Annotated in this window: 15 protein-coding genes and 2 rRNA genes; 9 read left to right on the top strand and 8 right to left on the bottom strand. The window is 44.0% G+C overall.

What is annotated here, in order from left to right:
* The 3 genes from BLW60_RS13460 to BLW60_RS13450 all read left to right on the top strand — a co-directional run.
* A 23S ribosomal RNA gene (locus BLW60_RS13460) occupies nt 1–143 on the top strand; the annotation flags it as partial.
* A gap of 69 nt (nt 144–212) precedes the next feature.
* A 5S ribosomal RNA gene (rrf, locus tag BLW60_RS13455) occupies nt 213–329 on the top strand.
* A 92-nt stretch (nt 330–421) separates the two neighbouring features.
* Entirely contained in the window at nt 422–2,179 is a 1,758-nt protein-coding gene (locus BLW60_RS13450; RefSeq protein WP_074718248.1) for a glycosyltransferase family 39 protein, read from the top strand.
* A gap of 366 nt (nt 2,180–2,545) precedes the next feature.
* On the opposite strand, the gene BLW60_RS13445 is transcribed toward BLW60_RS13450, so the two are convergent.
* From BLW60_RS13445 to rplM, 8 genes are all read right to left on the bottom strand, one after another.
* Complete coding sequence (locus tag BLW60_RS13445; RefSeq protein WP_074718246.1) at nt 2,546–3,634, bottom strand: MFS transporter; 1,089 nt, start codon at nt 3,632–3,634, stop codon at nt 2,546–2,548.
* A 242-nt stretch (nt 3,635–3,876) separates the two neighbouring features.
* Nucleotides 3,877–5,040 carry an AbiH family protein gene (locus tag BLW60_RS13440; protein WP_074718244.1) on the bottom strand — a complete coding sequence of 388 codons (1,164 nt, stop codon included), beginning with the start codon at nt 5,038–5,040 and terminating at the stop codon, nt 3,877–3,879.
* A gap of 114 nt (nt 5,041–5,154) precedes the next feature.
* A complete protein-coding gene (locus BLW60_RS13435) occupies nt 5,155–6,678 on the bottom strand; it encodes a diguanylate cyclase domain-containing protein (protein WP_074718242.1) in 1,524 nt (507 codons plus the stop codon).
* Nucleotides 6,679–6,708: 30 nt separating this feature from the next.
* The gene (locus BLW60_RS13430; RefSeq protein ID WP_074718240.1) at nt 6,709–7,434 is read right to left on the bottom strand and encodes a cytidine deaminase; all 726 of its coding nucleotides are present in this window, start codon (nt 7,432–7,434) and stop codon (nt 6,709–6,711) included.
* 815 nt (nt 7,435–8,249) lie between these two features.
* A complete protein-coding gene (locus BLW60_RS13425) occupies nt 8,250–8,825 on the bottom strand; it encodes a hypothetical protein (protein ID WP_074718238.1) in 576 nt (191 codons plus the stop codon).
* A 428-nt stretch (nt 8,826–9,253) separates the two neighbouring features.
* On the bottom strand, nt 9,254–10,828 hold the full coding sequence (locus tag BLW60_RS13415) for a DNA primase family protein (protein WP_081348266.1): 1,575 nt from the start codon (nt 10,826–10,828) through the stop codon (nt 9,254–9,256).
* A gap of 348 nt (nt 10,829–11,176) precedes the next feature.
* Nucleotides 11,177–11,578, bottom strand: a complete 402-nt coding sequence (gene rpsI / locus BLW60_RS13410) for a 30S ribosomal protein S9 (protein WP_074718234.1) — start codon at nt 11,576–11,578, stop codon at nt 11,177–11,179.
* Nucleotides 11,579–11,594: 16 nt separating this feature from the next.
* Nucleotides 11,595–12,023 carry a 50S ribosomal protein L13 gene (gene rplM / locus BLW60_RS13405; RefSeq protein WP_074718232.1) on the bottom strand — a complete coding sequence of 143 codons (429 nt, stop codon included), beginning with the start codon at nt 12,021–12,023 and terminating at the stop codon, nt 11,595–11,597.
* 756 nt (nt 12,024–12,779) lie between these two features.
* Here rplM and BLW60_RS13400 point away from each other — a divergent pair.
* From BLW60_RS13400 to BLW60_RS13375, 6 genes are all read left to right on the top strand, one after another.
* Nucleotides 12,780–14,855: an endo-1,4-beta-xylanase gene (locus tag BLW60_RS13400; protein ID WP_081348265.1), complete on the top strand. Its 2,076-nt coding sequence runs from the start codon at nt 12,780–12,782 to the stop codon at nt 14,853–14,855.
* A 162-nt stretch (nt 14,856–15,017) separates the two neighbouring features.
* Nucleotides 15,018–15,701, top strand: a complete 684-nt coding sequence (locus BLW60_RS13395) for a hypothetical protein (RefSeq protein ID WP_074718230.1) — start codon at nt 15,018–15,020, stop codon at nt 15,699–15,701.
* Nucleotides 15,702–15,801: 100 nt separating this feature from the next.
* Complete coding sequence (gene proS / locus BLW60_RS13390) at nt 15,802–17,247, top strand: proline--tRNA ligase (protein ID WP_074718228.1); 1,446 nt, start codon at nt 15,802–15,804, stop codon at nt 17,245–17,247.
* 286 nt (nt 17,248–17,533) lie between these two features.
* A complete protein-coding gene (rnhA, locus tag BLW60_RS13385; RefSeq protein WP_074718249.1) occupies nt 17,534–17,974 on the top strand; it encodes a ribonuclease HI in 441 nt (146 codons plus the stop codon).
* Nucleotides 17,975–17,986: 12 nt separating this feature from the next.
* The gene (nifS, locus tag BLW60_RS13380) at nt 17,987–19,183 is read left to right on the top strand and encodes a cysteine desulfurase NifS (protein ID WP_074718226.1); all 1,197 of its coding nucleotides are present in this window, start codon (nt 17,987–17,989) and stop codon (nt 19,181–19,183) included.
* Nucleotides 19,184–19,198: 15 nt separating this feature from the next.
* Nucleotides 19,199–19,603 carry an EF-Tu/IF-2/RF-3 family GTPase gene (locus BLW60_RS13375; protein ID WP_074718224.1) on the top strand — a complete coding sequence of 135 codons (405 nt, stop codon included), beginning with the start codon at nt 19,199–19,201 and terminating at the stop codon, nt 19,601–19,603.
* Nucleotides 19,604–19,659 lie beyond the last annotated feature (56 nt).

The following is a 19,659-nucleotide window of genomic DNA, read 5'->3' as shown; positions in this document are numbered from 1 at the left end:
TCTAAGCGTGAAGCCGACCTTAAGATAAGATATCCCTTCGTAAGAGTAAGACCTCTCAAAGACTATGAGTTTGATAGGCTCAAAGTGTAAGCGTGGTGACACGTTCAGCTTGCGAGTACTAATCGGTCGAGGGCTTTTCCTTTTTACTTCTGAATTTCTTTGTTCTTGCCTCGCATTACGCTTTATTCGTTTCAAAACTTCACAAATATTTAGTCGGTGCTTATGGCAATGAGGTCACACCCGTTCCCATTCCGAACACGGAAGTTAAGCTCATTCGCGTTGACGATACTTGGCTGGCGACGGCCCGGGAAACTAAATCAGTGCCGACACTCTAAAGGACTACTTCTTGTAGTCCTTTTTTATTTGACAACTATACTGTAATGTGATAAAATTAACTATCTGATTTAATAAGGAGAATGAAATGAAGATCAGTCATACCAACAAAAGCGGAACAGCCGATACTGTTTCGCGCATATTCGGATTTTTATCGTCACATTCCTATATTTCGGCTTTTATCGCCTGTGTGCTTGCCTTGCTGCCTTTTCACGCTTCAGTGATGGAAGAGTCAAGATTTGGCATAGGAGCCTTGTTCCTCGTTTACTGTGTGGTATCTTCCTTTGTTATCGCTGTTGTGTGCGGACGGCGCGGCTATGACATCAAGGTTTCACTGCCGTTTACTATCGCGGCAGCTGCCATAGGAGTACTTGGAATTTCCTACGTAAGGACATTCAACCAAAGGCTTGCAATGGTCATGATAGTGGGCACTGTCCTTTCGCTGACATTGTATTTTACGTTTTACAGGAAGGAGTTTAAACGTCAGTTCAACTGCCTTCTGATATTCTGCCTCAGCTTTACCGTTAAGCTTACCTATGTGCTTGGAACTACCGTTTACGAGCGTCAGCATGACGTTAACTGGTTCGGAGAGCCCGATGAAGCAGCTCCGGGACACCTTGGCTACGTGGCGTATCTTTTTTACAATCATCATCTCTACGACAGTGATTACAGAGGGATCTCTCAGTATTGCCACCCACCTCTGCATCACGCTTTAAGTGCGGTATGGTTAAAGATATTGAACGGTATTTTCGGCATGGATATGGACAAGGCTGTGGAGTCCATACAGGTACTCACTATGTTCTATGCATTGACCATAATCATTACCGCTTACAAGATATTCCGCTATTTCAAGCTGGACGGCAAGGCTCTTTACATTCCGCTCATCATTACGGCTTTTCACCCCTGCTTCACCTTCCTCGGCAGCCTCGTGAACAACGATGCTCTTGCGTGGGCTCTGACTATGGGAGCTGTCTGGTCCACCGTCAAATGGTACAAAGAACCTACCATGAAGAACATCGTCTGCATCGCCCTTTGCATTGGTCTGGGCATGATGTCGAAGCTCTCAGCGGCTCTTGTGGCTCCACCTGTTGCTTTTGTTTTTCTTGTAGTTTTCATCAGGAATATCAAGACTTCATGGAAGAAATACGTTGGACAGTTCACTGTTTTCGGCTGTATATGCGCTCCTCTCGGACTTTTGTTCCCTGTGCGCAGTCTTATCCGCTGGGGTATACCTCTAACTTATGTGCAGGAGCTCCCCGAAATGGATCAGTCCATAAAGGGTATAACTTTTTGGGAGCGTATTACCGATTTTTCACTTGTTCAGGTGAAAAACGTCTATGAGAACTGGCTGTGGCGTGACGAAAACGGCGCACCACATGGCTTTAACGAGCATAATCCGCTGATAGCCATTCTCAAGAATTCCATTTTCGGCGAGTTCATCAACGGAAATAACTTTGCGTCAAGGCAGTATATGGACAAGGTTTGCGTAGTCTTTTTCTGGCTTGCTACATTGATTGCCGCAGCTGCTTTCGTTTCGATAATTGTTGGTACTGTCAGAAAGTGCAAGGCAGACAGAGTTCAGAAGCTGTTTTTCGTAAGCTTCTACGTTATGCTTGTGGGCAATCTTTATATGCTGTCCATGAATTATCGGTTCGTTTGCAGTATGAATTTCCGCTATCTCATGCCGACTGTTATTATCGGAGCTCTTTTCCTCGGCTTTGTCATGCCTGACGACGAAAAGGACGGAAACGCTGCAGTAAAGTTAATGAAAACAGGTCTGCTTGCTGCATCGGTGGTATTTGCAGCACTGTCTTCACTGGTCTATTTTACCGCAATACTATATTGACGAAAAGTCCGAAAGCAATACGTTTGGTACACATAGAGAAGCTTATAGTTATTACTCGGGGAAAACCTTTCTGAGGAAAGGTTCTTCCCCGAACCCCTTTCCAAAGACTTTTATCTGATTTTTTTCCAGATAGGGCGCGTACGAAAAAAAAGACCTACAAGTATATAGGTCGCGCCCTATCTGAAAAAAAATAAAAACAGAAGTTTTAGGGAGGGAGTTTGAGGGTGACTCCCCGCAGTGCGGGGAGATGTCACACAGTGACAGAGGGGCTCGCCTCCGTTAGAGGGACCCTTTTTCAAAAGGGTCTCTCTCAATAATAGTTATAAAACTTTTCTGTGAGTATCGTACATATCGTTTTCGGACTTTTTACCAGTATGTGAAAACAAAACCTGCAAGGGGAGAGAGCACTATCATTATGACTGAGAAGCTGAATGACTCCACCGATGTGAGAGTTGCTCGCTGTTCTGAGGGGAACATCTTTTGCAGCTTCGCATTTGTTCTGACCTGTAGTGCGTCGTCGCCGACTGCGGAGATAAATCCGCCTATAGCAGCTGCAATATAGCTTGTCGAGTGTTCTATACCCACTCCCGTGAGCACAAGGGCTGTTGTTATCATAAATATGACCTTATAGCTTACTTTCGGGAATTTGAGTATAAGCCTTGAACCCACAACGCCGCCGAGCTCCATAAACAGCAGAGCAAGACCAAGTCCCCATTGAGGTATACCTTTTTCGGGCAGCTTCGCCTGTAAGAAGAACAGCAGCAGTATGTCTACAGCTCCCACAAAAGAATTGCACATCATAAGTCCGAGAGCCTTTCGCGCCTGTTTCAGAAAGGAAAGGCTTTCCCTGACGCAGCTTAGTATCTTATGCATGGTGCTTTCGGAGTGGGCTGATTCTTTGCTTTTGACTTCACTGAGAGTGGAGATGACGTAAAGCTGTATCAAGCAGGTTATGAGCTCTGTGCCGTATGCGAGCCTGTAGCCTATTGCAAGGGCAAGTCCTGCACAGAGAGTGGATATGCCGCTGCAAACGCGGTATATTACCAGCTGATTGGACTCGTATTTCTCGAATTTGCTTTGAATACGTGCCTTTTTCATAGAGTCGTAGGCGAGAGCATCGCCCGTGCCCGATGAGAAGTTATAACACAGCGCGTGTAATGCAATAGCAACACATACCATGAACAGGTCGTTTGAGGCTATCATGGCGATACTGCCCAGTATCTGCATAATAGTGCTGACTATGAGCATTTTCTTTCTGCCGAAAACGTCCGCCATGACTCCCGAGGGCAGCTCGAATATAATGCTTGTGATGTGAAATACCGTCTCGGCTATGCCTATTTCAACGAGAGAGAAGCCTCTTGCAGCGAGTATTGCCACCCATGCCCCTGTAAGGGATAAATTGCCGAGAACAGATGATAAATATAGCTTTGATAATTGTTTTCTGATATTAAACATAAAAAATCTCCTTAAACTGAATTTTAAAAGCAGTTAAGGAGATAATGCGCATATTTTATTATAGTACCTTTACAAACTTTAGCTGGCTAAAGCTGAAAAAGGGCGCATTATCCCCGTCATCGGGAAATAATAACCTTTTTTCAGTTGTACGTTTCTGATTTTCCAAAACATACTATCAGCCTCTTGCGTTTGAATTTTTTATCATTGTACCATAATTACGTTATTTTGTCAATACGTTATGATTATGGATTGGGTTTGAAGATAATAGACCTATGCTCATCTGCGGTTCGGTCTATAAGCTCTTCCTCACCGATTATCTGTACAAGATTAAGGATTATATCGTGCAGATCGCTCTTTCTGTAATAGTAGATCGTTGTTTTGTCAGATTTCCTTATAAGGTTTTTTATTATATCTTCGTCAGTTGTTGCAAGGGAGTGTCCATAAATGTAAGTGTGTATTCTTTTTTCGGGATCAATCACATCTTTAGGGAGCAGTTCCTTGTTTAACCACCTTGTATACGCGCTGCCTGTTCCTTTGAATATACGCTGATAGAATTTTTTGAATTCGATATATTCGTTATCGTTATCTTTTTCATCGCCTTTGAGGTATTCACCTATTCCGAGGACGAGGTTGCAGTTTTCAATAGTGTTTTCTTTTTTTGCTTTTCCGTGTATGTAGTTGCAGAAACCATTCTCAAATTTTCCTGTAAGATGTGGTGTGTATAATTTTATATATGTATTTGTATAATTAAAGTTAAGGACATGATCGAACCTTGTACTTTTAAATGGTTCTATTGGCGTACATTTATCATAATCAAAACATTCGTCAAGGAAATCGGTAAGGTATAGTTCAAGACAGCGTATAAGTTTATTCAGATCGTTGAAGAGTTCGTTTTTTATAGTCGATACTCTCTGGAGCGAAAAAGCATTTTCGCTAAGAGAAAAGCCTGACCCTAAAGGCTGACTTATGTTTTCTATTATTTCATATTCAGTATCTATTTTGGTATGTATTCTATCGTTTGTTATGCCTTTTGTGTTTAACAATACTTTTCTTATTCTGTCCAGTTCCTGAACAACATCGGCTATTTCTGCCTCAAAATCTATCCAGTTCACCTTGTTTTTCAGTTTTTTATCATACTGCTTATGGAAATGCTTAAACCATACATTGTCAATTATAAGGTCATAATACTCTTGCCATAAGTTTGAATCGAGATTTGCTATATAATCATAATATTTATTATCAGTATCATCTCCATAAGTACGGACTAATTGATCATAATTAAATTCATCATCGTCATTATCAATCAGATATAAATTTAAATACTGAGCAAATTTCAAAAAGTCCTGATACTTAGTAGGCAGACCGTGAGCGAGATCAAATCCGTTGCCGATAACAAGAATATTCATAGTATTATCCTCCGTCGAAAAGTGTAGAAAAATGTTGGTTTTACTAATTATATCACGATGAGCAGGAGCTTGTCAACAAAAAATACCCCTGCATAAAGCAGGGGTACAGTGAATTTATGAATCGAGGTCATTGTAAGTGATCTGACCGACTGTGGCGTTTTTGTTCTTATTTATCATGTCCTTGAGGACTGTGATGATGGAAGTATTAATAGCACCGCTCTTCTTGCAGACAGATGATCTGAACTCAAAATTGATCCTGCCCATAGGGGTATTCTGACCTGATGTAAGACGTTTGTAAGCGTCTGTAGCATCTTCGATAACGTCTGTATAAGCGATATCATTGATATTGCCCTTTACAGCAACGATGAACTCATCTGAGCCCGTACGGTATATCTTGCTGCCCTTGAATACCTGACCTAAGATATCAACAGTTCTGACGAGCAGCCAGTCACCTACATCGTTTCCATAGCGGGTATTTACATCGCTGAAACCGTTTATATTGTACATTACGAAGTAATAAGGTTCGTTTGGAGTTGAGCTTTTCTCCTCAAAATCCATAGAGAAAGCGATCCTGTTTCGTACTTCTGTAAGAACATCCTTGAACATAGCAGTATAAAGAGATTCCTTGGTTTTGTTGCTCTTGATGATAGTAGAAGCAAGCTTCTGATTTGCCTTTTCCTGCTTCTTGGAGATAAAGTTGAATATAAGTATAAGTACTATGACAGCAATACCGAATGCACCCATATAGATACGCATGAGATGTGAGAGTGAATAAACTTCGCTCTTGGTATCATTGAGAATGAACATCCATTTATAATCGGGTATGTAAGAGTAGATGCCGATATATTTTGTACCGTTTTCCTTATACTCAAAGTTACCGGTCGTGTCCTTGCCGTTGCCGCGAAGGTCCTTGCATATGGACTTGATAGTCTTGTTTGTGGTCTCAGTACCGATGAGTTCTGAGTTTTTATTGAAGATATACTTATCGTCCTTGACATTTATCATAGTGTAAGAAACATCTTTTACACCTTTGATAGAGAGCGTATCGAGTGTATTTACAAGCCCCTCTGTGTATATTCCGAGTCCGACGAAGCCGACAGGCTCTCCGTTGTCTCCGTATACGGCTTTATACATTGATACTATCTGTTTACCCGTTGCAGGGGAGATTATAATGCCTGTGTTGTATACTCCGTCGCCTGCACTTACAAGTGCGTCCTGAAGCTGGCGGAGGGAAGTTTCTTCTTTTCTTGTTGTAATTCCGACTGTTTCGGGATTTGTATGTGCGATACAGTGAGTGTTCCACTCGCCTATCCAGAGTCCTTCCAGGTTATCTATATCTCTTGAATAGTCCTCGGTATAAGCCTGAGCGGAAGCCTGAAGTGCAGAGTTTTCAGGATCGAGAAGGAGCTGTTTAACTTCGCCTGCCTTGCTGAAGTATGTAAGCTTATCCTCGGCATTCCTTACGTATGTTTCGATGATGTTTGCACGTTCTTCGGTAATTGTTTCAAGATTGCGGATAGAATTGCTTCGTGTCGTTGAGCTTATTGTTTTTGTGATAGCTAAAGACAGCACTACCATTATAATAAGCTGTATTATAAGCGCGAGGCTTACAGCAGACATCTTTTTTTGTCCTCTCATATTAAAAAATCCTCCCTGTTTTTTTAAATATTACTTCCTGAAGAAGCCAAATCTCTTTTTCTTTGTTGGCAAACTATCAAGAAACTCGTCAGTGTCATCGTCAACTGATCTTAAAAGACTGTTGACCTTGTTTTTCAGAAGATCGCCTGTAGCGTTTTCGGTGTTCGCTGCTGAAGTTTCTGAGACTGTTGTAATATCCGGTTCAGGGGTATCTGCATCAGATGCTTGAGGAACAGGTGCGGGGGGAGGTGCTGTAATGGAAGCAGCAGGTGGTGGAGGGATAGGTGCAGCAGCGACAGCGTGGGCTGATGTAAATTGCGGCTGTATAGGTGTATGTCCGACGAAATTAGGATTTTCCATCATTCCGCCCATAGGTGGCGGCGGTGCGGCGAACATCCCGACCTCGTTTATGCTGATCATCCTGTCCTGCAGCATGACCATACACCCCATGTTTTCCTGTGCAAGCGATAAGATATAGCCAAGACAGTTGCTGCATGGCAGCATGGGAGCCCTCATCTGTGTGCTTATCAGAAGAAGACCGATAACTATTCTTTCGCCTGATGCGAGCATATTGTTTACCGCGTCGATCTCGGCGTGGATAGGATTATTCATGTCTGAGCGGCTAATGCCGGTGAAGATCCTACCGGAGGCTGTCTGCAAAGCGCAGACTGTGTCAGACGGTGTAACAAAAGCTCCTGCTTCTAAAAGTCTTATAGCTGTTGAATGAGCAGCATTAAAGATCGCCTCTGAATTCATTATTTCACCTCACATTTTTAAATTAGTAGCATTAGTACCTCGTGATATGGTGATAAAAAAATCCCTCATAATCGAAATACTAATTGATTTTGATTGGAAGGCTTGTTACTGCATATGTTCTTTATAATAAAATTATACACCTTTATACAAGTTTTCATCAACCCCTAAAATGATGAAAAGGTGGATATTTCAACTTTATAAAATGTTCATATTGTGCTGTGAGCGGCAAAAATGCAAAAATTCAAATTTGAGTTTGGCTAAATATAGACAGTTATCACGCTTAGATAAAAAGTATGTTATATTAACCGAAAATTCATAATACGCAAAAAATATTACTTAATATTTAATACAAACGGTATAAATGGTAATCTCTGTTTATAAAAACTATATGTTGCTAAACAGTTTGTATATATCAAAAATATTGAGTAAATCTGTTGATAATAGCAAAATCTATACTTTATGAGCGGCAGATAACAGAAAAACTGCTGCTTTTCGGGGCGTAATTGTGAGCTTTGACGAAGGGAAATAAGCGGGATCACACTGCTTCATACGGGGACTATGATGATATGATATACGATGATATAATAGGAGATTTCGGAGAAAAAACGAGCTCTTTTCTCTGCGTTGACTGCTTGTGGTAGCTAAAATGTGATATTTTTAGTGATATCTCCCTTTTGCAGACCCCGAAACCTATGAGACTGCTGAATTTTTTTGCCTCCGAAAATAATAAATTCTTGCAGCGAATTATGATATGATAAAGGCAAAAGAAAAACTCGCAGGGGATACCTGCGAGCTGATGTTTCTGTGTGATATGCTTATTTAATTCTTATTTCCAGAGCTTCTGCACGGCGTGACTGACCTGTAGTTCCGCAAGTCATACCGTTTCTGCTGTAACCTGTCCAGCCTGTGCCTGCTAAGTGCATTCTGTATTCGATAGTGTAGTATTTTGCAAGTCTGCCTGTGAGTCTGATCTGAACAGCTTCGATAGCTCTTGACTGACCTGTAGTTCCTATTTCTACCATATTGGGGATAATCGCTCTTTTGAAGCCTGTCCAGCCTGTGCCTGCAAGATGAGCATTTATTTCAATGCCGCCGCCGCCGACAGGACGATTGATGATGCCGAACCTTAAAGCTTCAAGTCTGAGTGATCTGCCTGTAGTACCTACAACTACGCTGGCTCCGGTATTATCTCTGCCGCCCATTATCTCTGTTACAGGATCCTGCCAGCCGATGTTCTGAACGTGTGCCTGTACGCGGAGTGCAGGGTATGGTGAGAGATAATTAGGTGCTTCCGCTGTTGTAGTTCCTGTTGCAAATGCAAGGATAGATACAGAGATCACCATAGTTACGATCAGGCTGATGAGCCTTTTTAATTTGTTTGTACTTTTCATAATAAACCTCCTGTATAATTTGGGTAAAAAATTATGTTTTGAATAATTACATTTTATCATACTATAATTGAAAAGTCAATCGCTTATTATAAATAATATTAGGCATTTATTGCGCATTTTCGAGTATTCGGTCTCTCAAGCTTTGTATGGTGTAGTTTCGTGTTTCTCTTTTTCAAAAGATGATCTCGGGCATTTCTGTGCCTGTCTGACTTGTCATTTTTCTTTTCTGAAAGCTATTCGCTTCACACGGTTACACACTTCACACGCAGCGGCAGAGCTGACCGAAGTTTTATCATCAAAAAAGAAAAAATATTTCTTTGGCTTTCCCATATCAAAGAAACAGAATATCTGTGTAAGTGTGTAAGCCCCGATATCCTTTCTTTTCAGGTGTGTATAAAAGTGTGTATCGAATCGTGTAAAACTGTTGCTCAATACATGATCGTCGGGGGACGATAAGTGTATCTCATTCCGATAAATCCTCTGGCTCTCCTGCCTTGTTCATTGACGGCATTTTCCGTGTAGGTGATGTTATAGTCATCGGCGTGAGATTTCAGGTAGCCAGTGAATGTTCTCCTTGATAATTCATCAAGGCTGTTGAGCCTGCACCAGCTTTGATAAGCCCAGTATAATTCCTGCGAATGTATCTGTCCCACAGCGTCATACTTGAAGTCATGTTCGCTCTCCATAAAAGGAATAATATTATTGCTCTCACGCTCGCTTCGCCTGAGATTTTCTTTCGCCTGATCGCTGATCGTAAACTCAAAGTCATTGGCGATGAGCCGCTCCAATCCTTCAAGGCACCAGAGGAATATTCCTTCTTTTTCAGCAAGCAGTTTTTCTATCAGGTGCTTGTCATTTACCCTGTCTTTCGGAACGGGCTTTGCGATCAGTATCATCTGCCTGCGGAAGAACCCCTGACTGCGGTCATAAAGAGCAGAGAGCGGAGTGTTTCCGAATGCGATAACTCTTGTATACAGAAGTGCCTGAAATGAAGGGCTGCCTTTTGGTTCGATCTCCATTGGTATCTCCGCTGTGATAAGCTGTTTGAGAAACTCTGTCTTTTCAAGTGCCGACATATCCATATCATCATCTATCATGCAGAGCTTGCCGAGGAGCTTGACCTTGTTAAATCGGGCAGCAGCTCCGTTGTCCAGACCTGACACACTTCCGCTTACAGAATTCTTATATCCCATGATCTCAAAAAGCACCTTGCCGATACGGGACTTTCCCTCGCCGCCGTTGCCTGAGATCATCAGCATTTTCTGCGCTCTTGTTGACGGTATCATCAGATACCCCATATACTCCTGCAAGGTCAGTACGTCCTGCTCATTCAGAAGCTCGCGTACAAAGCTGAGCCAGCGTTCGGGCTTTGGTGCGTCAAGTTCGTAATTGATGTCCAGACGGTTCAGGGTGAACTTCTTTTCGTATGAAAATTCAAAGTGACCTTCTGATAGATGAAGTGTGCCGTTTTTAACGTGTATGGTCTTTTCATCGGGAACGGGTGCAGGGCGATAGCATTTTATCTTCATAGCCTCCACAAGACGCTTGGTGCGGTCTGCTACGTTTTTTGTCACATACTGACTTATACAGCGATAAATAAGGTTGTTCAGCTCTTCTAAGGGATATTCGCCGTCATTATCATAGAATATTCCATTGATGCAGGATAACTCCAGATATGACAGGAGCTCTGTACAGAACATATCCTCATTGATCTGCAAGCCGTCCCACCACTTCGGATATTCGCTCTTATCTTCGGTCTTTTCCTGATGTGCGGCTTCTTTGAGCTTCCTCAGTGCCTTTTCCTTATATGGAGCTGCAAGCCTGTCGAAGTCAGAAGTCAGTTTGAACTTCTTTGCTATCTGCCTCAGTGCCGTGATATACTGCGATATCGCAAACTCATCAGGCAGCATGAGGATCTTTTCATATGTCTCTGTATTGTTCAGTATATCATCATATGTCACAGCGGATAGTTCGGTATTGGTTTCAGTTATTGTCTTTTCCATTTTAAGACCTCCTTTTATAAAAGGGGTAAAAAACGGGACTTTTCAACGAAAAAACATTGAATATCAGAAAAAGTTTTCAGAAAGTTCAGATTATTCATCGCCGACCTCCGCTTCTGACCTGAAATAGCCTGAGTCCTCCCATACCTTCTTGTCAGGGCATAAATAGTTATACTCGCTTGCATTGCTTCAAGGTTATATAATAGTGGGTGCTGTATGGGTGCTGTACGGGTGCTACCGACAGTTTTTTAGCAGTTCTCAGCGCGCTTTTCATGCATAAAGAAAACCTCGCAAACGCAGTGTTTACGAGGTTTTTCGTTGTTTTTGATAAAAAAGTAAGTTCGGGACTGATTATCTCTTTGAGAACTGAGGAGCGCGACGAGCAGCCTTGAGACCGTACTTCTTTCTCTCCTTCATTCTTGGGTCACGAGTGAGGAATCCAGCCTTCTTGAGAGCAGGACGGAGCTCAGCATCGAATTCAAGAAGAGCTCTTGAGATACCGTGTCTGATAGCACCAGCCTGACCGGTAACGCCGCCGCCTGCAACTGTGCAAACAACGTCGAACTTCTCAACATTGTCAGTAAGAGCGAGAGGCTGACGAACGATGAGCTTGAGTGTTTCGAGACCGAAATACTCATCAATGCCTCTGCCGTTTATAGTAACATTACCTGAACCAGGGTAAATTCTTACTCTTGCTACGGAGTGCTTTCTTCTGCCTGTTCCGTAGTAGTATTTAACTTTTGATTCGTACATTTAAAAGCACCTCCTATTAAAGCTCGTAAGCAACAGGCTTCTGAGCCTCCTGCTTGTGATTAGCGTCCTTGTAGGTTCTGAGTCTCTTGAGCTGAGCTCTGCCGAGGCTGTTGTTAGGGAGCATACCGTTAACAGCGATCATCATAGCTCTGTCAGCCTGCTCAGCCATCATGTCCTTGTAAGAAATGGACTTGAGACCGCCGATCCAGCCTGTGTGCCAGTAGTACTTCTTCTGCTCGAGCTTTCTTCCTGTAAGAACAGCCTTAGCGCAGTTGATAACGATAACGTGATCTCCGCAATCTACGTTGGGAGTATAAGTGGGCTTATGCTTGCCTCTGAGAATGTGAGCAGCCTTAGCAGCAACACGACCGAGGGACTGACCTTCAGCGTCGAGGATATACCAAGTACGGCTTACTTCAGTGGGTTTTGCCAGTGTAGTTGACATAATATTTTCCTCCTGTAATTATATTTCGGAAGGAAAGCGAATTCGGAAACAAGAGGCAGAGCCTCCGAATGAAGCTTTAAGGACCTGCCTCTTGCTTCCCGAAAAAACGCCTGTTCCTTCACAGTGCAAGACTTATTATACACGATATAAAAGAGTATGTCAAGAGTTTTTCGGGAATTTTTTTAATATATACCCTGTTTTCTCTCTCAATCTCTCACTTATGCTCTGTTTCTCTCTCTTTCTCATGTTTCATTTCAATTTTTTGAAGTAGAAAAATGCGGAGATATTCCGTGAAATTGTGTGCAAATTGTTGAGCGTTAGCCCTTAGCCTTTAGCAAGTGAGTAGGGAGTAGTAATTAGAGAGTAGTACTGTAGGGACGACCATTGGTCGTCCGCAGGTAAGTAGTGAGTAGCGAGTTCCGCTCACCCGTATAATCAGGAAAAAGTGCAAAGGGCGGATATTATCCGCCCCTACTATTCGCTCGGAACGCCGAGCGACACCCTGTAGTACAGGGAGATGTCCATAGGACAGAGGGGACGTGCAGCATTTAGCTACGCCGTCCCCTACACTAACCACTATGCACTGATCACTAACAACTACTGACTACTCTCTACTCACTCGAACTGCCCTGACCATTTTTATTGTCATATATGTATTCTTGCCAATTATTGCTTTTTAGCCCCCATAATCATTGACTTATTTGCACAATCGTGATACAATATAAACACAAAAATTTATTTTTGGAGGAATTTACTATGAAAGGAAAACACATCAACAAGCTGATCGCAGGTGTTATGGGTGCAGCTATGACACTGACAGCAACAGCAGCAGCTGTTCATGCGGTAGCACCCGCAGACGTACAGCTGACAAACAACAAGGTTTCTGCATCAGCAGAGGGAAAGGTAGTATTCGATCTTGGCTTTGAGAGCGAGGACGATCTCGCTAACTGGTCAAACAGAGGCGGCGACGATACTACAAAGGTATCTATTTCGGCAGACGCTGCAAAGAGCGGCAAGAGCGGACTTCTTGCAAGCGGAAGAAGCGAGAGCTGGAACGGTCCTGCATTCCGTCTTGACGGCGTACTCGAACCAAATAAGCAGTATTACCTCAGTGCTTCCGTAAAGGGTAAGTACTACACAAGTGCTATGCTCAGCTTCCAGTCAACAGCTGACGGAGTTACATCTTACTCCAACCTCGTTCAGAACCTGAACGGCAGCGACTGGGCAACTGTAAAGGACGTGCCTATAAGCTACAGCGACGGTATGGAAGGCGTTTATGTTTACTTTGAGGGCGGCTCGGACGATCTTTACATTGACGACTTCAAGATCGTTGAAGCTCCTCATATAGATATTGAGAAGGATCTTCCTTCACTCAGCGAGTTATACAAGGATCAGTTCAAGATAGGTACTGCTCTTACTCCTGATGACCTTGCTTCACAGCCATTTATGGATCTGGTACAGAAGCACTTCGGCGAGAGCATCACAGTCGGCAACCAGATGAAGCCCGACTATGTTCTCAATAAGGACGCTACACTTAAATATTTCGAGGAGACAGGCGACGACGAGACTCCTCAGATAAGCTTTGCACAGGCTAAGCCTGTTCTCAATTATGCAAGAAAATATGGTATCCCTGTAAGAGTTCACACTCTCGTATGGCACAGCCAGACTCCTGAGTGGTTCTTCAAGGAAGACTTCGACGAGAAGAAGGACTACGTTTCACCCGAGAAGATGAAAGCTCGTATGAAGAACTACATTAAGAGCTATTTCGAGACTCTTACAAAGCTTTACCCTGATATAGACTTTTATGCCTGCGACGTTGTAAACGAAGCATGGACAGATGACGGTAAGCCGCGTGAGGCAGGTCACTGTGCTCAGTCCAACAACTATGCTGCTTCTGACTGGGTCGCTGTATTTGGTGACAACTCATTCATCGACTATGCTTTCGAGTATGCAAGAGAGTATGCTCCAAAGGGCTGTAAGCTCTACTACAACGACTTCAACGAGTACATGACAGGCAAGATGAATGCCGTGATCGAGATGGCTGAAAGAATAAAGAAGGCAGGTAATATCGACGGTATCGGTATGCAGTCTCACCTTGATGTAAGAGAGAGCTTACAGGCTGCATTCCCTTCACTTTCTATGTATGAGACAGCTCTTAAGAATTACACAGGACTTGGCCTCGATGTTCAGATCACAGAGCTTGATGCTACTGTACAGGACAGATCGGGAGATAAGTATTTCGATGTTCAGGGCGATTACTACAAGGGACTCTTCAAGCTTTACGAGAAGTATGCTGACAAGATCTCAGCTGTTATCTTCTGGGGCGTTACAGATACAAAGAGCTGGAGAGCTCCGCAGAATCCGCTTATCTTCGATAAGGACTATATGGCTAAGCCTGCATTCAAGGCTATCGTAGGCGACAGAACAGCTGCTGATCCTGTAAGAACTACTATTGCAGACGGCGGCAAGGTAACTACAACAACTACTACAACTACGACCACATCAGTTACAACTTCTGCTCAGACAACAACATCTGTAGGCGAAGAAGTAAAGGTAACTAAGTTCGGCGACGCAAACAACGACAGTCAGATAGACATGGGCGACGTTGTTATCATCATGCAGGCACTTGCTAACCCTAACAAGTACGGCATAGATGGTACAGACGAACACGCTATCACAAAGCAGGGCTGGGCAAATGCTGATATAGCAGGCACAAGCAAGGGCGTTACAAATGACGATGCACTTGCAATACAGGAGTATCTCCTTGGCAAGCGCAATCTTGAGGGCGGTTTAGACGGCTTACAGGAAGTCGGCGGAAACGCTTCAAAATAATTCAATTCAGACATGATATGGTAAATATAAAAGCTGCACGGCTGGTACGTGCAGCTTTTTGCTGTATATTGACTTTTTTCAGCATTTGTGATATCATAAGCGTGTATTGCATCACCCCGTAAATCTCGGAATACTTACGAATACTATCAAAGGAGAATTATTATGGATCTTAGAAATTTTTCGGACGGAACCCCAACATTTGAAGGCGGCAGAAAGAAAGCCTCGCCTGTACCTGCTATAATAATCATGGTTCTTTTGGCAGCTTTAGGTCTTTTTAAGGGAATATCAGGATTTTTCAATGAAAGCATCTCTCTTGAAGAGGCTTTTCAAAACGGCATATCAAGCGGAAAAAGTGTCAGCGGTGAGCCTGCTTACGGCGCAAACCACCCGAACTTTGAGTATTCTCACAAAATAAGCGGTTTGCCGATACTGAAAGAATACTACTATATAATCATGTCGGACGATATGCAGCATGGACTGCTGGTACGTGCTGACAAGGACTTCGGCGAAAACTTTGACAGCGATACCTATAAGAATATAAGCGGCGTTGAAATAAAGGGCAATGTAAAGAGCACAAGCAGAAAGGTAAAGGAAAACTTTTCCGGCTCGGATTACAGAATACTTCCAAATGAATACTACATTGATCTGCTCAGCAATAAAATGAGCATCAGGTGGCTCATTTTAGGCATTTACAATGCTCTGGCAGTGGTGCTTCTGACAATACATTTCATAAAGAACCGCGGTTCAGCTCCCGAAACAGTTGTCGGAAAGTGCATTGCGGGAGTAATGATAGTCGGAGCTTTAGTCTGCACATACCTGCTTGTATATATGTTAGTTCAGATATGAGCAGAAAGACTGCACTGACAGGGATTTTTGATTGACAATATCATAAATAGATGATATAATTAATGTATCTATTGAAATATTACAGAAAGAGGTCATATTTATGGCAAAAGATAAAAAGCTGGTATCTGAGATAACCTCAATGGACGAGGATTTCGCTCAGTGGTATACCGACATCTGCAAAAAGGCAGAGCTTATCGAATATACAAGTGTTAAGGGCTGTATGGTAATACGTCCTTACGGTTACGCTATATGGGAGAATATGCAGCATATCCTTGATACTACTTTCAAGGAGCTGGGACACGAGAATGTTTGTATGCCTATGTTTATCCCCGAGAGCCTTCTCCAGAAAGAAAAGGATCACGTTGAGGGCTTTGCTCCCGAGGTTGCATGGGTAACTCACGGCGGAAGCGAAAAGCTTGAGGACAGACTCTGCGTACGTCCTACTTCCGAGACTCTTTTCTGTGAGCATTATGCTAATATAGTTCATTCATACCGTGATCTTCCTAAGCTCTACAACCAGTGGGTAAGCGTTGTTCGCTGGGAAAAGACCACACGTCCTTTCCTCCGCTCAAGAGAGTTCCTCTGGCAGGAAGGTCATACTATCCACGCAACAGCTGAGGAAGCTATTGAGGAGACAGAGCGTATGCTCAATGTGTATGCTGATTTCTGTGAAAAGTCACTTGCTATGCCTGTTGTAAAGGGCAAAAAGACAGAGAGCGACAAGTTCGCAGGAGCTGTATCAACATACGCTATCGAAGCTCTTATGCACGACGGTAAGGCTTTACAGGCAGGTACTTCACACTATTTCGGCGACGGCTTTGCAAAGGCTTTCGGCATTGAATATACAGACAAGGAAAACAAGAGAGTAAATCCTCACCAGACAAGCTGGGGCGTAACAACTCGTCTTATCGGTGCAGTTATCATGACTCACGGCGACAACAGCGGTCTCGTACTTCCTCCTGCTGTAGCTCCGATACAGGCAGTTATCGTACCTATCGCACAGCACAAGGAGGGCGTTCTCGACAAGGCAAACGAGCTTCTCAATGAGCTCAAAGCCGCAGGTATCAGGGTCAAGGTCGATGACAGCGAGAACTCACCGGGCTGGAAGTTTGCCGAGTACGAAATGAAGGGCGTTCCTGTTCGTATCGAGATAGGACCTCGTGATATAGAAGAAAATCAGTGCATCGTAGCTGTACGTTACAGCGGCGAAAAGAAAACAGTATCTCTCGGCGATCTTGCTGTATATGTAAAGGCACTCCTCGAAAAGGAGATACCCGAGGGTATGTTCAATAAGGCTGCCGAGAACCGCGCAAACAGGACTTATACCTGTACAACTCTTGACGAGATCAAAAATGCTCTTGAAGAAAAGGGCGACGGTTTCGTAAAGGCAATGTGGTGCGGCGAAGAAGCCTGCGAGGACGAGGTTAAGGAAAAGACAGGCGTTGGCTCAAGATGTATCCCATTCGAGCAGGAGCAGATCAGCGACAAGTGCGTATGCTGCGGCAAGCCTGCTAAGTATATGGTTTACTGGGGCAAGGCTTATTAATGCGTAATTCATAATTGTAGGGACGAGTTCCGCTCGCCCGTGCCTTATGCAATGAATAACATTAGCGCGCTGTAGGGGCTGCCTTTGGCAGTCCGCTATTTACAATGCAAACAACAAGATACGATGTGTAGGGGCGAGTTTCGCTCGCCCGTCAATAACGAAAAAATAACTCTTGTAGGGAACGCCGCCCTCGGCGTTCCGCATATATGAATGAAAAAACGGGGCGATGTGGGCATCGCCCCCTACTAATAACTAACCACTAATCACTTAATCAGGGGTGAGACATATAAAAACAGTTGAGATATTCACAGACGGTGCTTGCAGCGGCAATCCCGGACCGGGGGGCTACGGTGTAGTGCTTCGTTTCGGCAATATAGAAAAGGAGCTCTCAGGCGGCGACAGTGCCACCACAAACAACAGAATGGAGCTTCTCGGTGTCATCACAGGGCTTTCTGCTCTGAAAGAGCCATGCAAGGTCATTCTTACTACCGACAGCAAATACGTAGTTGACAGCGTAACAAAGGGCTGGGTATACGGCTGGAAGAAAAAGGGCTGGATAAAGTCCGACAAGAAGCCTGCGCTGAACGTTGACCTGTGGGAGCAGCTCCTGCCGCTCCTTGAAAAGCATGACGTTACGTTCAATTGGGTAAAGGGACACGCAGGACACCCCGAAAATGAACGCTGTGACCGACTTGCAGTGGAACAGCGCGATATTTACTCAAAATAGGAGAAATATCCTTTGGAAAAGCGATTTGTTTACGCAGATAATGCTGCGACTACGGCAGTCTCGGAAGAAGTCCTGAACGCTATGCTGCCCTATCTCACAACGGAATACGGCAACGCTTCGAGTATATACAAGCTGGGACGCGACGCACAGAAGGCTGTTGAGACAGCCCGTGAAAAAGCGGCAAAGGCGATAGGTGCAGAGCCGAGGGAGATATTCTTTACAAGCGGCGGTTCAGAGTCGAATAACTGGGCTATAAAGGGTGCTGCGGAGCTTATGGCTGAAAAGGGGAAGAAGCACATCGTTACTTCCGTTTTCGAGCACCATTCGGTGCTTCACACCTGCGAATACCTCAGTGACCGCGGCTTTGAAGTAACGTATGTCCCTGTAAATGACAAGGGGCTTATCGACCCCGAGGGCGTAAAAAAGGCTATCCGCGAGGATACTGCACTTGTTGCTGTCATGTACGCAAACAACGAGATAGGCACTATCCAGCCTATTGATGAGATAGCCGCCCTGTGCAGGGAAAGGGGAGTGTTTTTCCACACAGACGCAGTACAGGCTGTGGGGCACGTTGATATTGATGTACACAGGCAGGGCATAGATATGCTGTCTCTTTCGGGACATAAGATACACGCTCAGAAAGGTATAGGCGCACTTTATATCCGCAGGGGCATAGTTCTGCCTAACTTTATACACGGCGGCGGTCAGGAGCGCGGAAAACGTGCAGGTACGGAAAATGTGCCTGCTATCGTAGGTCTGGGAGCAGCTTTAGAAGCTGCAGCGCGCAATATTGCAGAAAAAGCTGCTGTAACAGCTTCAAAGAGAGACCGTATCATTGACGGGCTTCTCAAAATACCGCATACCCGTCTTAACGGCGACAGAGAAAGGCGTCTGGCAGGGAATATCAATATCTCCTTTGAGGGCATTGATGGGGAAGCACTCCTGCTTATGCTTGATCTGAACGGTATCTGCGTTTCATCGGGTTCAGCCTGTACATCGGGCTCAAATGACCCGTCACACGTACTTATGTCTATCGGTCTCAGCAGTGAAGCTGCTCACAGCGCACTGAGACTTTCTATAGAGGAGGATATAACAGATGAGGATATCAGCTATATCCTCGAGGTTATCACTAAATCAGCCGAAAAACTGCGTTCTAAGTCGCCTGCATGGGAAAGAATGATGAAGAACGACAAAACTAACAGACAATGAAATGGAGGTAAGATCATGGGATTTCTGGATAAGCTCAAGGACAGGATATTCAACCGCGAACCGTCTGACACAGGTTTTATGACCGATGACGAAAAGGAGCTTCGCGAATACGAGGCGTATTATACTCCGCAGTCGGGAGTTGCAGAGGGTACGTATTCAGAGTTTGTTGTTACCGATGTTTTTTCTATAACAGGCAGAGGCACGGTAGTTACAGGTACAGTAACAGGCGGTGTGTTCTTTGTGGGTGACAATGTGCTGCTGGTACACAATGGAGATGCAGGCACACCAACGACTATTATTGGTATAGAGCAGTTCCGCAAAGTTTGCGAGTCGGTTTCCGAGGGGGCAAATGCAGGCTTTATTCTGAAGGATATCGACAGGAAACAAGTCTCCAGAAACGACATAATCAAGAAGAAATAGCATTTAAGCCCCGAGACATTATGTTTCGGGGCTTTTAATTGTTTTATTCAGTTGCG

The organism is Ruminococcus flavefaciens, assembly GCF_900108555.1.
Lineage (GTDB): Bacteria > Bacillota > Clostridia > Oscillospirales > Ruminococcaceae > Ruminococcus > Ruminococcus flavefaciens_P.
Note: the sequence above shows the minus strand (reverse complement) of the source record. Positions and strands in the feature narration are given on the sequence as shown.

Coding starts and splice junctions, on each gene's coding strand:
- proS (WP_074718228.1), top strand. CDS start 15,802: ATGGCAAAAGATAAAAAGCTGGTATCTGAGATAACCTCAATGGACGAG.
- rpsI (WP_074718234.1), bottom strand. CDS start 11,578: ATGTACGAATCAAAAGTTAAATACTACTACGGAACAGGCAGAAGAAAG.
- BLW60_RS13395 (WP_074718230.1), top strand. CDS start 15,018: ATGGATCTTAGAAATTTTTCGGACGGAACCCCAACATTTGAAGGCGGC.
- BLW60_RS13375 (WP_074718224.1), top strand. CDS start 19,199: ATGGGATTTCTGGATAAGCTCAAGGACAGGATATTCAACCGCGAACCG.
- BLW60_RS13445 (WP_074718246.1), bottom strand. CDS start 3,634: ATGTTTAATATCAGAAAACAATTATCAAAGCTATATTTATCATCTGTT.
- BLW60_RS13450 (WP_074718248.1), top strand. CDS start 422: ATGAAGATCAGTCATACCAACAAAAGCGGAACAGCCGATACTGTTTCG.
- BLW60_RS13435 (WP_074718242.1), bottom strand. CDS start 6,678: ATGAGAGGACAAAAAAAGATGTCTGCTGTAAGCCTCGCGCTTATAATA.
- BLW60_RS13400 (WP_081348265.1), top strand. CDS start 12,780: ATGAAAGGAAAACACATCAACAAGCTGATCGCAGGTGTTATGGGTGCA.
- rplM (WP_074718232.1), bottom strand. CDS start 12,023: ATGTCAACTACACTGGCAAAACCCACTGAAGTAAGCCGTACTTGGTAT.
- BLW60_RS13440 (WP_074718244.1), bottom strand. CDS start 5,040: ATGAATATTCTTGTTATCGGCAACGGATTTGATCTCGCTCACGGTCTG.
- BLW60_RS13415 (WP_081348266.1), bottom strand. CDS start 10,828: ATGGAAAAGACAATAACTGAAACCAATACCGAACTATCCGCTGTGACA.
- BLW60_RS13425 (WP_074718238.1), bottom strand. CDS start 8,825: ATGAAAAGTACAAACAAATTAAAAAGGCTCATCAGCCTGATCGTAACT.
- BLW60_RS13430 (WP_074718240.1), bottom strand. CDS start 7,434: ATGAATTCAGAGGCGATCTTTAATGCTGCTCATTCAACAGCTATAAGA.